The organism is Clostridium sp. AM25-23AC (assembly GCF_003435125.1).
GTDB lineage: Bacteria > Bacillota > Clostridia > Lachnospirales > Lachnospiraceae > Pilosibacter > Pilosibacter fragilis.
This window is the reverse complement of record NZ_QWGI01000001.1, coordinates 188,969-203,404: the sequence shown is the minus strand read 5'-3', so window position 1 is coordinate 203,404 and position 14,436 is coordinate 188,969. Positions and strand designations below refer to the sequence as shown.

12 protein-coding genes and 1 other annotated feature are annotated in these 14,436 nt (G+C 49.7%); of the genes, 11 read left to right on the top strand and 1 reads right to left on the bottom strand.

Annotated features, from left to right (window positions below):
- Positions 1-158: 158 nt before the first annotated feature.
- A complete protein-coding gene (pckA, locus tag DW677_RS00915) occupies positions 159-1,763 on the bottom strand; it encodes a phosphoenolpyruvate carboxykinase (ATP) (protein WP_117471072.1) in 1,605 nt (534 codons plus the stop codon).
- A 508-nt stretch (positions 1,764-2,271) separates the two neighbouring features.
- Here pckA and DW677_RS00910 point away from each other — a divergent pair.
- From DW677_RS00910 to efp, 11 genes are all read left to right on the top strand, one after another.
- Positions 2,272-2,787: a MarR family transcriptional regulator gene (locus DW677_RS00910; protein ID WP_117505222.1), complete on the top strand. Its 516-nt coding sequence runs from the start codon at positions 2,272-2,274 to the stop codon at positions 2,785-2,787.
- A 180-nt stretch (positions 2,788-2,967) separates the two neighbouring features.
- Positions 2,968-4,872, top strand: coding sequence for an ABC transporter ATP-binding protein (locus DW677_RS00905; protein WP_117566305.1), 1,905 nt, complete (start codon positions 2,968-2,970; stop codon positions 4,870-4,872).
- A 77-nt stretch (positions 4,873-4,949) separates the two neighbouring features.
- The gene (locus tag DW677_RS00900; RefSeq protein ID WP_117566304.1) at positions 4,950-6,737 is read left to right on the top strand and encodes an ABC transporter ATP-binding protein; all 1,788 of its coding nucleotides are present in this window, start codon (positions 4,950-4,952) and stop codon (positions 6,735-6,737) included.
- A 226-nt stretch (positions 6,738-6,963) separates the two neighbouring features.
- A complete protein-coding gene (locus DW677_RS00895; protein WP_021905908.1) occupies positions 6,964-7,182 on the top strand; it encodes a hypothetical protein in 219 nt (72 codons plus the stop codon).
- Positions 7,183-7,309: 127 nt separating this feature from the next.
- Positions 7,310-7,572 (top strand) — a binding site (T-box leader).
- 253 nt (positions 7,573-7,825) lie between these two features.
- Positions 7,826-9,259, top strand: a complete 1,434-nt coding sequence (gene proS / locus DW677_RS00890; RefSeq protein WP_015555070.1) for a proline--tRNA ligase — start codon at positions 7,826-7,828, stop codon at positions 9,257-9,259.
- Positions 9,259-9,825: a biotin transporter BioY gene (locus DW677_RS00885; RefSeq protein ID WP_021905906.1), complete on the top strand. Its 567-nt coding sequence runs from the start codon at positions 9,259-9,261 to the stop codon at positions 9,823-9,825. The genes proS and DW677_RS00885 overlap by 1 nt, the downstream gene beginning before the upstream one ends.
- Positions 9,826-9,855: 30 nt before the next feature.
- Positions 9,856-11,088 (top strand): CCA tRNA nucleotidyltransferase, encoded by a 1,233-nt coding sequence (locus DW677_RS00880; RefSeq protein ID WP_117566303.1) that lies wholly within the window; start codon positions 9,856-9,858, stop codon positions 11,086-11,088.
- A gap of 298 nt (positions 11,089-11,386) precedes the next feature.
- Entirely contained in the window at positions 11,387-12,442 is a 1,056-nt protein-coding gene (locus DW677_RS00875) for a spore coat protein CotS (RefSeq protein ID WP_242992085.1), read from the top strand.
- Positions 12,443-12,579: 137 nt separating this feature from the next.
- The gene (gene nrdR, locus DW677_RS00870) at positions 12,580-13,035 is read left to right on the top strand and encodes a transcriptional regulator NrdR (protein WP_021905903.1); all 456 of its coding nucleotides are present in this window, start codon (positions 12,580-12,582) and stop codon (positions 13,033-13,035) included.
- A gap of 117 nt (positions 13,036-13,152) precedes the next feature.
- Positions 13,153-13,686, top strand: a complete 534-nt coding sequence (locus DW677_RS00865) for a YqeG family HAD IIIA-type phosphatase (protein ID WP_117505451.1) — start codon at positions 13,153-13,155, stop codon at positions 13,684-13,686.
- Between the two features lie 102 nt (positions 13,687-13,788).
- On the top strand, positions 13,789-14,346 hold the full coding sequence (gene efp, locus DW677_RS00860; protein WP_015555065.1) for an elongation factor P: 558 nt from the start codon (positions 13,789-13,791) through the stop codon (positions 14,344-14,346).
- Positions 14,347-14,436: the final 90 nt, after the last annotated feature.

Here is a 14,436-nt window from a genome sequence, read left to right as displayed (position 1 = left end):
GCGCTGAACAGGAAAGACCAGCTTATAGCAGGAGCGGATCCTGCTGGCTCAGAATGTTAAGGATCGTAATAGTGATAAGATGCAAAAAGAGGACACTGCACGTTACATGCAGTGTCCTCTGACATTTATCAGCTTATAAAGCTAAATCAGTAAGACGATCAGATCTGCGGGCCAGCGGCAACGAGGGCTTTACCAGCTTCGTTACTCTCATATTTTGCAAAGTTCTTGACGAATCTGCCTGCGAGGTCTTTTGCTTTCTCTTCCCAGTCAGCAACGTTTGCGTATGTATCACGCGGGTCGAGAATCTTGGAATCAACGCCCGGAAGCTCAGTCGGAACTTCGAAGTTGAAGTGCGGGATCTTCTTTGTCGGTGCGTTTAAGATATCGCCGTTTAAGATCGCGTCGATGATTCCACGGGTATCTTTGATGGAGATACGCTTGCCGGTTCCGTTCCAGCCTGTGTTAACGAGGTATGCCTTAGCGCCGCTCTTTTCCATCTTCTTAACAAGCTCTTCCGCGTATTTTGTCGGATGGAGCTCCAGGAATGCCTGACCGAAGCAAGCGGAGAAGGTCGGTGTCGGCTCTGTGATTCCGCGCTCTGTACCAGCAAGCTTTGCTGTGAAACCGGACAGGAAGTAGTACTTTGTCTGCTCCGGAGTCAGGATGGATACCGGCGGAAGTACACCGAATGCATCTGCGGAGAGGAAGATCACGTTCTTAGCTGCCGGACCTGCGGAGATCGGGCGAACGATATTTTTAATATGGTCGATCGGATAGGATACACGGGTGTTCTCGGTTACGCTCTTGTCAGCGAAGTCGATCACACCGTCTTTATCAAGTGTTACGTTCTCGAGAAGAGCATCGCGCTTGATCGCGTTGTAGATATCCGGCTCGGATTCTTTATCAAGGTTGATAACTTTAGCGTAGCAGCCGCCCTCGAAGTTGAATACTCCGTTGTCGTCCCAGCCGTGCTCGTCATCACCGATCAGGAGACGCTTCGGATCTGTGGAAAGAGTTGTCTTACCTGTTCCGGAAAGTCCGAAGAAGATCGCTGTGTTTTTGCCTTCCATATCTGTGTTAGCGGAGCAGTGCATAGATGCGATGCCCTTTAACGGAAGGTAGTAGTTCATCATGGAGAACATACCTTTCTTCATCTCTCCGCCGTACCAGGTGTTGATAATAACCTGCTCGCGGCTTGTGATATTGAAGACAACAGCTGTCTCGGAGTTTAAGCCGAGTTCCTTGTAGTTCTCAACTTTTGCTTTGGATGCGTTATAAACAACGAAATCCGGCTCGAAGTTCTCAAGCTCTTCAGCAGTCGGCTTGATGAACATGTTCTTTACGAAGTGTGCCTGCCAAGCGACCTCAACGATAAAACGGATCGCCATGCGGGTGTCTTTGTTTGCGCCGCAGAATGCGTCGACAACGAAAAGTCTCTTGTTGGAGAGCTCTTTTAATGCGATATCTTTTACTGCCTTCCAGGTTTCCTGGGAAGCCGGATGGTTGTCGTTCTTATACTCGTCAGAAGTCCACCATACAGTATCTTTGGAATTTTCATCCACAACGATAAATTTATCTTTCGGTGAACGGCCGGTGTAGATACCGGTCATAACATTAACTGCTCCGAGTTCGCTGACCTGTCCTTTTTCGTAGCCTTCGAGTTCCGGCTTCATTTCCTCCTCGAATAACATCTCGTAAGACGGGTTGTAGACGATCTCTGTGGTTCCGGTGATGCCATACTTGCTTAAATCAATCTTTGCCATCGCTTATCTAACCTCTTTTCATAAATTTGGTCCCGACCGCAGTGGGGCAGGACTATCGTCTTGTACATGTTCAGGGTTGAACAGGTACCATTACCTGGAAATTTTACAGGCAATAATGATATCTTTCACTTCCATTATACATGAAATTTGGACAAAATCAACAACAAAATGGCAGACTTTGTTAAAATAATATCATTCTTTTACTGGATGCCGTTTTTCATACTGAAATTTTAAGAAAATAAAGTAAAGACATTATTTTCAAAGAAAAAGCAGAAATATGAGGTTGACAAAATTAGATAGTTGTACTATCATCCAATTTAGATGATGATACAACTATCTGGAGCAAAATTGTGTTAAAATTTGCATGGCGGTGAGACAGGACGGATATGAATGAGGGCGTCCGCCGCGCTTCACGATATTGTAATTCCATGGAACAAGGAAAAAACAAAATGTGCAGATAGCGGGAAGCCGGGGGAGCAAAAGTAAAGCGATATTTGGAGGAGACTTTATGGACCAGACTGGAAGAAAGATCACAAAGATCGCCCGTGAGGTTGGAAAGTTCACGGTGCAGACCATGAAGGAAGAGGGGATCGGAACAGCGGAATTCGATTTTATCCATCTCGTGCGCCACAATCCGGGAATCACCCAGACGGAGGTACGGGAGACTCTTAAGATCGATAAGGGCGCTGCGGCGAGGCGGGCGGCAAGCCTGGAGGCAAAAGGGTATCTCGAGAGAAAGCCGAATCCGGCGGATGGAAGAAGCCAGCTGCTTTACGCGACAAAAAAGGCGGAGGCATTAAAGAATTCGAAGGCGAGTATCGAGGCGGTCTTTTATGAGTGGCTGCTGGCGGAGCTGCCGGAGGAGGAGAAAAACGCATTTTGTGAGACGCTCGACAAACTGTACTGGCGGTCGAAGAATGAGCGGAGAGCTGGATTTGTGGATGTAGCGGAGTTAGTGGAGAAGCATAAGGAAGAGAATATAGAGGGTGCAGATGAAAAAAATGTAAAAAATAGAACTGTTTGAAGCTAGGATCTTGAAAGCAGCGGTGATAATAAAGAGAACGAGAAATTCTGGGTCTGGTGCAGAAAAAAGATATTTTTGAAGAAATTGCAGCAAAAATAAAAACAGACACTCCGGAAGAAGCTGCTTCAGAGAGAAATCGGTAACTCGGAAAAGTTTATAAGACTTCAGGAAAGAACAGCAATGGAAAAGAAAAATTTTCGCCCAGATAAGATCATGATGTATTTCCGGGCAGAATGGAAGGTTCTGGCGTTGATCACAGTGTCGGGATTGATCTATAACCTGGGCCTCATGGCGGGGCCATGGTTTGAGGGAAAGATGGCGGGCTGCCTGATGCAGATCCTGACAGGGACGGAGCGTTTTCCGGCGATGCTCCGGCTGGCGCCCGCCTATGTGATCGTGATCGGAACGGTGCAGCTGGCGAGATATATCAAGCGGTTCTATGTGCGCCGGTTCGCCAACAATGTAAACCGGCGGATGAAGCGGATCCTGTACCGGACACTGATACATAAATCCCGTGTGGAGCTGGAAAAAGAGGGCGCCGGAAATGTCATCACGAAGGCGATCTCCGACGTGGATGACTGCGTGGAAGGTATGAGAAAGTTTACCACGGAGATCTTTGATACAGGTGTGGCACTTTTCGGATATGTGTGCATGCTGCTCTATTACGACTGGAGACTGGCGCTCTGTTCCATGATCTTTCCCCCTTTTTCCTATATTATAGCAGAGAAGATGAAACGGATCGTCCAGACAACGGGAGCAGATTACAAGAAGCAGACCGGAAAGCTCAATGCGGTGACCCTGGACCGGATCACCAACGCCATTACATACCGTGTTTTCGGATGTGAGAAGGAGCGCGGGGAGAACTACGAGGTCCACTTAAAAGAGTATGAACAAGCAGCTGTGAAGGCGAATATCTGGAACGCGGCTCTGCCGCCGGTCTACAAGGTGATCGCTATGGCTGGAACTGTGATGATCCTGTATTTCGGTTCAGAAAATATCCTCGGAATGGGCTGGACGTCATGGGATGTGGCGGCATTTACCACATTCCTGGCATGTTACGCGAAGCTCTCCGATAAGTCCTCGAAGGCGGCGAAGCTCTTCAATGCGGTCCACAAGGCGCAGGTTTCCTGGAAGAGGATCCATCCGTACATGGAGCGGGCGTCTGAGGCTGTGGAGAAAGATGAGATCGCGGCGCAGAATGAAAACTACAGTGCTGAAAGCTCCGACAAGGATGTGAAGAATGGACCGGGAGGCAGTGCGGTGCATAAATCCGGGCAGCAGTCAGAAAAGAACAGCGTCAAAGAAAACGTAGCCGTAGCTGATCATCTCACTTTCGCCTATCCGGGCAGTGACCCGATCTTTAAGGAGATTTCCTTCACTGCGAAACCAGGTCAGATCGTCGGCATCACGGGGCCGGTGGCGTGCGGAAAATCTACACTGGGAAAGAGTTTTCTCTGCGAATATCCGTATGAGGGTCATCTGACTTACGGCGGCAGGGAGCTTTCCTCCTACACGGAAAATGAGCGGAGCCGGATCATCGGGTATCTTGGACATGATCCGGAGCTTTTGGGAGACAGCGTGGAAAACAACGTGCTCTTGGGGGATGATGACAACGTCTGGACATGGCTTAGGGCTGTATGCTTCGACGAAGAGGTCCGGGAGATGGAGGAGAAGGAGAAGACCGTTGTGGGAAACAGTGGCGTCCGTCTCTCAGGAGGGCAGGCGGCGCGTCTTGCGTTGGCGAGAACACTCTGCCATGGAAAGCCGGTGCTGGTTCTGGATGATCCGTTCTCGGCGCTCGACAGAAATACAGAAAAACAGGTATTTGAGCATGTGAAGGAGCTCTCGAAAGACAGGATCGTGTTCCTGATCTCCCACAGACTATACCTGTTCCCGGAGTTCGACCAGGTGATCTGGATGGACCAGAAGATGGGAACATGCAGCAGCCATGAGAGGTTGATGGCGGAAAATCCGCAGTACGCGGAGCTTTACAGGGCGCAGGTTTCGGAGAAAGATGAAAATATTCTGTCAAGTGAGAAAAAGGATCATCCTGACGGCGCACAGAAATATGAGGATATTGAATAGACAACGAAAAGAAGCGGAAATCGCGGGAATCCATCAGGGAGACCGCGTGAAAATTCTGGGGAGAGGAGATGGAAATCATGACTGCAAATAGACGTATCAGCGCGGCATCGATTATCGGAAATACCGTCGTGCGGGAAAAATGGCTTTCCATCGGAATCATTCTGACGGTGACGGGTGCCGTTGTCATTTCCCTGCTTCCGCCTCTCGTTCTCGGAAAGATCATTGACCGGATCGCCGGCGGAAATTTCCCGGGATTTTCCATGGCAGCAGAGTATTTTCTGCTGATCTTTTTGTCGGGGGCGCTGGAGTCCTTGAGAGAAAGTTTCCTGACTGTGTTTGGACAGAAGATGACCCATGCGTTCCGAAGCGAGCTTTCGAAGAAGCTTGTCCGGCTGAGCGCTGACACATTAAATAAGGAAGAGCCGGGTGCTGTGGTATCCAGGTTTGTGGGCGATGTAGATACCGTGGAGGCATTGTTTACCTCCGGAATCATCAGCATGTTCGCGGATGCCTGCAGAGTCATCAGTATCTTTGCGGTGATCTGGTTCCAGAACCGGGGACTTGCGCTGCTTCTTGTTGTATTGATTCCGGTGATCTTTGCGTTCACGAGAATCGTCCAGAAGCAGATGCTGACGGCGCAGTTAGAGAATCGTGCGGCAATGAGCCGTGTCACAAATCATGTTCCGGAGACAATCCGGTGTATTAGAACGATCCATACACTTGGAAAAGAGACGTATATGGAGAAAAGGTATGATGACTATATCGGGGAGAGCTATTCGGCGGTCGAGAAGACGAACTTTTACGACGCTGTTTACTCGCCGTTGATCCTGTTCCTGAATGCGGTGGCGGTGGCGATCGTCATGCTGCTTGCGGCATCCGGAAACGCGAAGATCCTGGCATTGTTCGGCATGTCCGTGGGAAAATCTGTCGCAGTCATCAACTATATTTCCCAGGTATTCTCGCCGATCGAGAATCTCGGCATGGAGATCCAGACGATCCAGTCGGCGGTTGCGGGTGTTTACCGGATCAACGAGTTTCTGGCGAAGCCGGAGAGGGAGATGGTAGAAGAGAGAGCATTTGTGGATTCCAGACATACAGTTGGAAAGAATGGCGCTGTACAGGAATTAGAGAATGCGCAGGGGAGAGCGGAGAATAGTTCCGGGGACACCAGTGCGGCGAGTATAGATTTAGACGCGGCCAAGGTAAATGATAGCGGAATTTTCGAAAATACAGAACCATGCGTGGAGTTTAAAGATGTCACCTTCGGCTACGACGACCACATCGTTTTAAATGACATGAATTTCGCAATCTATCCGGGCGAGCAGGTAACACTGACGGGACGTACCGGCGCCGGAAAGAGTACGATCTTTAAGCTGCTTTTAGGACTCTATCGCCCGAATTCAGGTGAGGCTCTGATTGAGGGCGAGGCGGCATATCGGCTCTCTGACAAGGAGAAAAGAAAGAAGTTCGGCTATGTGGAACAGTCCTTTCATATGGTTCCGGGCACGGTCCGCGACCAGATCACACTGTTTGACCCGGCGATCGGGGACGAGGCGGTGCAGGCGGCCGCGAAGCTCGTGGGACTCCATGGGACGATCGTGAGCCTGGATGATGGCTATGACACATTATGTAAACCGGAGATATTCTCCCAGGGTCAGTGGCAGCTTTTATCCATCGCGAGAGCCGTTGCCGGAAAACCTGGGATCCTGCTTCTCGATGAGATCACGGCGAACCTTGACGCGGAGACGGAGGAGATGGTGCTCCGGGCATTAAAGAGCGCGTCGGAAGGGCGTACTGTTATCTCGATCTCCCACCGTGTTTACCAGAAGGACGGAACTGGGCGGCTCATTACCGTGTATGGATAGGGATTTTCTGAACTGAAAATCCCGTACAATACAGTTATGGCAGCGGATTTTGCCGATTTGGAATGCGAAGCATCGGCAAAATCGGTTACAGTTCATGTAAGCATGAACTGTAACACCAGATCAGGTATTTAGCGATTGGGAGCTGATTTATATTTACAAATGTTGACAGTGGGAATATAATAAGCCGAAGAAATCCTCGAGATTTTGTTTGACGGGAGGCGAAATCATGTCAATTTTATTTGCGATCATATTTCTTGTCGTGATCTTTAAGTGCGTTGGTCTTGTGCTTGGCGTATGTGGAAAACTTCTCGGCGCGGTGCTGAGCTTGTTTGGATTTATCTTATCCATCGCTGTCGGAGCAATCGTATTCGGAATTTCCACGGCATTTGCATTGGTGCTGTTATGCATCGCGGCGGGATGGCTGTTGATCAAGCTGATATTTTAAAGATCGTGTGTTCAGAATGGACACAGAAAGTGTGAGACTCCGGGATGGTGATGCCGGCCTGCAAAATCCGTCCCGGAGTCTTGACAAACATGGAAAAATCCATTAAAATCCATCATATATGCATATCAGACAGGCATTGAAGAGGGAAAGTAGATGAATGGCGGCATCCCAGAGAGGAAGCAGACGGTGAGAGCTTCCATGTGCGCGTTGTTGAACCGGCCTCGGAGCTTTGTGCGAGAGATGTGGAAAACGGCAGTGAAAACAGATTGCCGCAGTGAATGACTACATTGCTAAGTACAGCGTAGATCCGGCGTTAACGGATATCAGAGGAGAGTTCCCGTAAAGTGCGGGAGCTAATTTGGGTGGTAACGCCGGCTGTCGGTCCCTTTTGTGGACGACAGCCTTTTTTATGTAACAGGGAATTCCTTGGAATTTCCTGTTACATAAAAAGGCACTAATGTGCCAAAGATGCGCACTCGCGCGAAGATGTAGATTGTCGCAAGCGACCGCGCGAGGCGCGAGAATGTGCCAAGGCACATTTTTTTCGTTTCCACGGGGAGTGCCCCGGAACGGAACAGGCGTCCTGCATCCTCAGAAATTTTAGATGTATGCAATCCAAGAATTCATATAAAGGAGAAAAGCAATGGCAAGAGAGAAGAAACTTGTGGAATCCATTACTTCTATGGAAGACGATTTCGCGCAGTGGTACACAGACGTTGTAAAAAAAGCAGAATTATGTGATTATGCAAGCGTAAAGGGCTGCATGGTCATCAAACCGGACGGATACGCGATATGGGAGAACATCCAGCATGAACTGGACAAGCGCTTCAAAAAAGCAGGCGTAAAGAATGTTTACATGCCGTTATTCATCCCGGAGAGCTTACTTGATAAAGAGAAAGACCATGTAGAAGGCTTCGCACCGGAAGTTGCATGGGTAACACAGGGAGGTCTTGAGCCGCTTCAGGAGCGTCTCTGCGTCCGCCCGACATCCGAGACTCTGTTCTGTGATTTCTACCAGAAAGACATCCACTCCTACCGTGACCTTCCGAAGGTATACAACCAGTGGTGTTCCGTAGTAAGATGGGAGAAGACGACAAGACCGTTCCTCCGCTCCAGAGAGTTCTTATGGCAGGAAGGCCACACCGCACATGCGACAGCAGAGGAAGCTCAGGAGAGAACGATCCAGATGTTAAACCTCTATGCAGATTTCTGCGAGGATTTCCTTGCGATCCCGGTCGTTCGCGGACAGAAGACAGATAAAGAAAAATTCGCAGGTGCTGAGGCAACCTATACCATCGAGTCCTTAATGCATGACGGAAAGGCACTCCAGTCCGGAACCAGCCACAACTTCGGCGATGGCTTCGCAAAGGCTTTCGGCATCCAGTATTCCGATAAGGACAACCAGTTAAAATATGTTCACCAGACCTCCTGGGGTATGACGACCCGTATGATCGGTGCCATCATCATGGTACACGGTGACAACGAGGGTCTTGTACTTCCGCCGAACGTAGCTCCGACTCAGGTTGTGATCGTTCCGATCCGCCAGCAGCAGGAGGGCGTTCTTGAGAAGGCAAGAGAGGTCGAGGAGGTTCTCTCCAACTTCCGCGTAAAAGTTGATGATTCCGATAAGAGCCCGGGCTGGAAGTTCTCCGAGTCCGAGATGAGAGGAATCCCGGTCCGTGTTGAGTTAGGACCGAAGGATATCGAGGCAGGTCAGGCTGTATTAGTACGCCGTGACACCCACGAGAAGATCACCGTTGCTTTAAGCGAGATCGCAGAGAAGGTGGATGAGCTCTTAAAGACCATCCAGCACGACATGTACGAGCGCGCGAAAGCACACCGTGACGCCCACACCTACGACGCACACAACATGGAAGAGATGAAGGATATCGCTGACAACAAGCCGGGATTCATCCGTGCGATGTGGTGCGGCTGCCAGGAATGCGAGGACAAGTTAAAGGAGCAGGTCGGCGTTACCTCCAGATGTATGCCGTTCAAGCAGGAGAAGCTTGCTGAGACCTGCGTATGCTGCGGCAAACCGGCAACCAAGATGGTTTACTGGGGCAAAGCATATTAATGAAGCAATGGAACATCAGGGATCTGACGCTCGGAGGGCTGTTTACAGCCCTCATCGGCGTCGGAGCTTTTCTTAAGATCACGATCCCGGTGCAGCCAGTGCCCATGCACTTTACGCTGCAGTTTTTCTTTGTGCTGCTTGCGGCCCTTTTGCTTGGATCAAAAAGGGCATTTGCCAGCGTGCTGACATATCTGGTGATCGGATTGTGTGGGATCCCGGTCTTTGCCACGGGCGGTGGTCCGGCGTATCTTTTAAAGCCTACATTCGGCTTTTTGATCGGATTTGCGGCGGCGGCCTATGTGACGGGACGTGTATATGAGATCAGGAAAAGTACATCTTTTTCCTGGCTTTTATTTTCTGCATTCTGGGGACTTCTCGCAGACTATGGCTGCGGGATGATCTATTTTTATGTGTGCAGCAATTTTGTCCTTGGCGTAAGCGTCGGATGGAAGGTCGTGTTTGTCAACTGCTTTCTTCTGACGGTCGGTGAGGATTTTATTTTATGTGTTCTGGCGGCAGTTTTGGCGAAACGGCTGATCCCAGTTCTTAAGAATCTGGGGAAATGATTACTAATTTATAAGGAGGAAACCGGACCGGTGAGAATTGAGATGCCCTATGAGGCGGAATGGATCATTGACAATATACGAAGCCATGGATACGAGGCATTTATCGTCGGAGGCTGTGTCCGGGACGCAGTCCTCGGGAGAATTCCGGGGGACTGGGACATTACAACCTCCGCAAAGCCGGAGCAGGTGAAGGAGATCTTCGGGAAAACCGTGGATACAGGCCTTAAGCATGGAACGGTGACGATCATTAAGCATGGAAGCGGCTATGAGGTCACCACATACCGGATCGACGGGGAATATCTGGACGGAAGACATCCGGAGACGGTTGAGTTTACGCCGGATCTCAGGGAAGATCTAAAGCGCCGGGACTTTACGATCAATGCCATGGCATACAGCCATGAGACGGGGATCGTGGATGAGTTTGAGGGCATGGAAGACCTGAAGCGCCGGGTGATCCGGTGCGTTGGCTGTGCGAAGGACCGGTTTACGGAGGACGCGCTGCGGATTCTCAGGGCAGTGCGGTTTGCGGCACAGCTGGACTTCGTGATCGAGGATGAGACGTACAAGGCCATTGCTGAGATCGCGCCGAACCTCGTCCATGTGAGCAAGGAGCGGATCCAGGTGGAACTCACGAAGCTTCTGCTGTCGGATCATCCGGAGAAGATCTGGATGGTGGACGCGACGGGGATCGCGGAGTATGTGACGCCAGGATTTACGGAGGTGTTTGAACGGGAACTGGAGAGCAGAAATTCCATGGATCCGTTAAAAGAATGCTGGGCTGGCATCGCTGCGCTTCCGGCGGACAAATCCCATAGATGGGCCGGTTTCCTGCGCCATATGACAGCGGAGCAGGCGGTGAAGATCCTTCGCGGATTAAAGCTTGACAATGATACTATTGGAAACGTAAAGAACATGATCACGGCATTCCAGGCACCGCTTGCGGTCGATAAGGTCGAGATCCGGAGACTTTTAAGCCGGGTGACGGAGTACCAGTTCCTTGGAGCCATGCAGCTAAAGAAGCTGGACGGAGATGAGACAGTTCCGGGGATCCTGCGGCTTTTTGAGGAGATCAAAGAGGCAGGAGACTGTGTGAGCCTGAAGCAGCTGGCGGTCAACGGAGGCGATCTTCTCGCAAAAGGTCTGGAAAAAGGAAAGCAGATCGGCGACGGGCTCATGTACCTTTTGAATCTGGTGCTTGAAAAACCAGAATTAAATAAAAAAGATATATTATTAGAGAAAATCAATCAATTTAAAGAGAAATAAAAATGTCAGTAGGGACATCTGCAGAGAATTTTGCAGGTGTCTTTTTTTGTGCAATAGGAAATTCCAAGGAATTCCCTATTACATAAAAGGCACTAACGTGTCGATGATGCGCACTCGCGCGAAAATGTAGGTTGTCGCAAGCGGCCGCGCGAGGCGCGAGAATGTGCCAAGGTACATTTTTTTATTTAACGGCGGGTAGCCAGAAAGCAGCAAAAAACGTACAGGCGTATTCTGGAAACAGGGGAATAATCCCCCCTTTCATTTCATATCTTGTGCAGAAGGAAATTCCGGCAGCAGGATGAGGGCCGGAATTGTTGTCGATGGAAAAGGTCAGAGCAGGATATGGGGGGATAGAATCGTGATCGACTGGAAGGAAGAGGCGGAGAAGACGTACGGATTTCGGGTGGATGTGCTGCGGAGAGGACGAGGATCCTGGATCCTTGAGACGGATCTGGGACTGCGGCTTTTAAAGGAATATCGTGGAAGTGTGAACCGCCTGGAGTTTGAGGAGGCGGTTTTGCAGTCTTTAGATGGAATGGAGACTCTGAAGGCGGACCAATATGTGAGAAATTCTGAGGGGGAGCTGTTGTCGACGGCGGAGGATGGGACCAGATATATCGTGAAGGAATGGTTCGCGGACCGGGAATGTGACCTGAAGGATGAAAGAGAGGTATTGTCGGCGGTGCGGGCATTGGCGCTTCTGCATCGGCAGTTCCGCATGATCAAACGGCAGGAAACGTGGAATATGAGATCCATGATCTCACTGCCGCTCTTTGAGGCCATGCGCCGCCATAACCGGGAGTTAAAGAAGGCGAGGACATTTATCCGCGGAAAGCGGAAGAAAAATGAATTTGAGCTTCGAGTGATCGGAAATTTTGAAATTTTCGCGGCCCAGGCCGTGGAAGCAGAGCGGGGCATGGAAAGGCTGTATGAGATTCACGGAAAAGAGATCGCAGATGGGTACGCGGTCTGCCATGGGGAGCCGGATTACCACCATATCCTGATCGGAAACGGATACACGGCGGTGACGGAGTTCAACCAGATGCACCTGGGTGTCCAGATGGAGGACCTGTATTATTTCCTCAGGAAGATTATGGAGAAGCATGACTGGAATGAGCGGCTGGGGAGGCAGGTCATGGAGTCCTACGAACGGGTGCTGCCGGTCTCGGAAGTGGAGCGGCAGGTGCTTTATTACCTGTTTTTATATCCGGAAAAGTATTGGAAACAGATCAATTTTTATTACAACGCCAACAAGGCCTGGGTGCCCGCGAAGAGTACGGAGAAGATCAGAAAGCTGGAGGCTCAGCAGGAGGCGAGGGAGAGCTTTATACAGACAGTTATTCAAGGCGTGTAAGGAAAAAGCCAGGAGATCGGAATTACGGATAAAGAGCAAAAGACTTGCGGAACCAGAGGATAGTGTGATAAGATATGGTATAAAAATGTGGCCGTGAGCGGAAAAATAGTACGGTCGGCAGCAAAGGAGGAAGTCCCATGAAATGTCCGTTTTGTGGTGCCCAGGATACAAAGGTCATCGACTCGCGTCCGGCTGATGATAACAGCTCGATCAGACGCCGACGTCAGTGCGAGGAGTGCGGAAAGCGCTTTACGACATATGAGAAATTAGAGACACTGCCGCTTATGATCATCAAGAAAGATGATTCCAGAGAACCGTACAATCGTGCGAAGATCGAAAACGGAATTCTTTTGTCATGTCATAAGCGTCCGGTCTCCTCGGAGCAGATCACGAAGATGATCGACGAGATCGAGAAGCAGATCTTCAGCATGGAAGAGCGTGAGATCCCGTCCGTGACCATCGGCGAGCTTGTCATGAAAAAACTCAAGATGGTGGACGAGGTTGCATACGTCCGTTTCGCGTCTGTCTACAGGGAATTTAAGGATGTGAACGCGTTTATGGATGAATTGGCTAAGTTCTTAAATAATAAATAACAGCAAAAGAGGCGGTTTGGCTGTGCACCGGTCTGCAAAAGGGTCAATGAATGACGTTGTTCACCCGGATAAAAACAGGAGCAGGTATGGCTGAAGTGCTGAATTAAGGGTAATATTATGTTTGAAACATTCTATCCGGGGAACTATGTGGACAGCGCATACGAGATCCCGTACGAGAAACTTTATGAGAGAGGATACCGGGGAATCATCTTCGATGTGGACAATACCCTGGTTCCCCACGGGGCACCGGCGGACAAGCGGGCGATCGAGCTCTTTGAGCGGCTCCGCGCCATCGGCTTTTCCACCTGCATCCTTTCCAATAATAAGGAGCCGCGTGTATCACCTTTTGCGGACAAGGTGGGAAGTCCCTATATTTTTAAGGGTGGGAAACCGTCGAGAAAAGGCTACGAGCGGGCTATGGAGCGGATGAAAACGGACCGTGATACCACTTTTTTTGTCGGAGACCAGCTGTTTACGGACGTCTGGGGCGCAAACAGGACAGGCCTCTATTCGATCCTTGTAAAGCCCATCAATCCAAAAGAAGAGATCCAGATTGTCCTGAAACGGTATCTCGAGGCGGTAGTTCTCATGTTTTACAGGAAACGATTGAAAAAAACGGGGCGGACAGCCGGGGATTTTTGCAAAAAATAGTTGAAAACCGTTGGAGAATAGTATAGAATAGGATAGAATCAGCGATAAGCGTGAAATTTGAAATGAAATAATTGGAAACAGTTTTAAGGAGGATTATCATTTATGGTATCAGCAGGTGATTTCAGAAATGGCGTTACACTTGAAATCGATGGACAGGTTGTTCAGATCTTAGAGTTCCAGCACGTAAAACCGGGTAAGGGTGCTGCTTTCGTTAGAACAAAATTAAAAAACGTTATCAATGGCGGTGTAGTTGAGAGAACATTCCGTCCGACCGAGAAATTCCCAGCAGCAAGAATCGACCGCGTAGATATGCAGTATCTGTATGCAGACGGTGACCTTTACAACTTCATGGATGTTAACACATACGAGCAGATCGCATTATCCACAGATGTTGTAGGTGATGCATTAAAGTTCGTTAAAGAGAACGAGACAGTTAAAGTCTGCTCCTACAATGGCAAGGTATTCTCTGTTGAGGCTCCGTTATTCGTAGAGCTCGAGATCACAGATACAGAGCCGGGCTTCAAGGGCGATACAGCTACAGGCGCAACAAAGCCGGCTACTCTTGAGACAGGCGCTCAGATCAACGTTCCGTTATTCGTTAACCAGGGTGACCGCGTTAAGATCGATACACGTACTGGTGAGTACCTTTCCAGAGCTTAATCCACGAAGTATTATAACCCCAGGAAACCTTATGTTTCCTGGGGTTTTCGTTCCATAAAACGCTGTAAAATACGCACAACCAGTAACGTA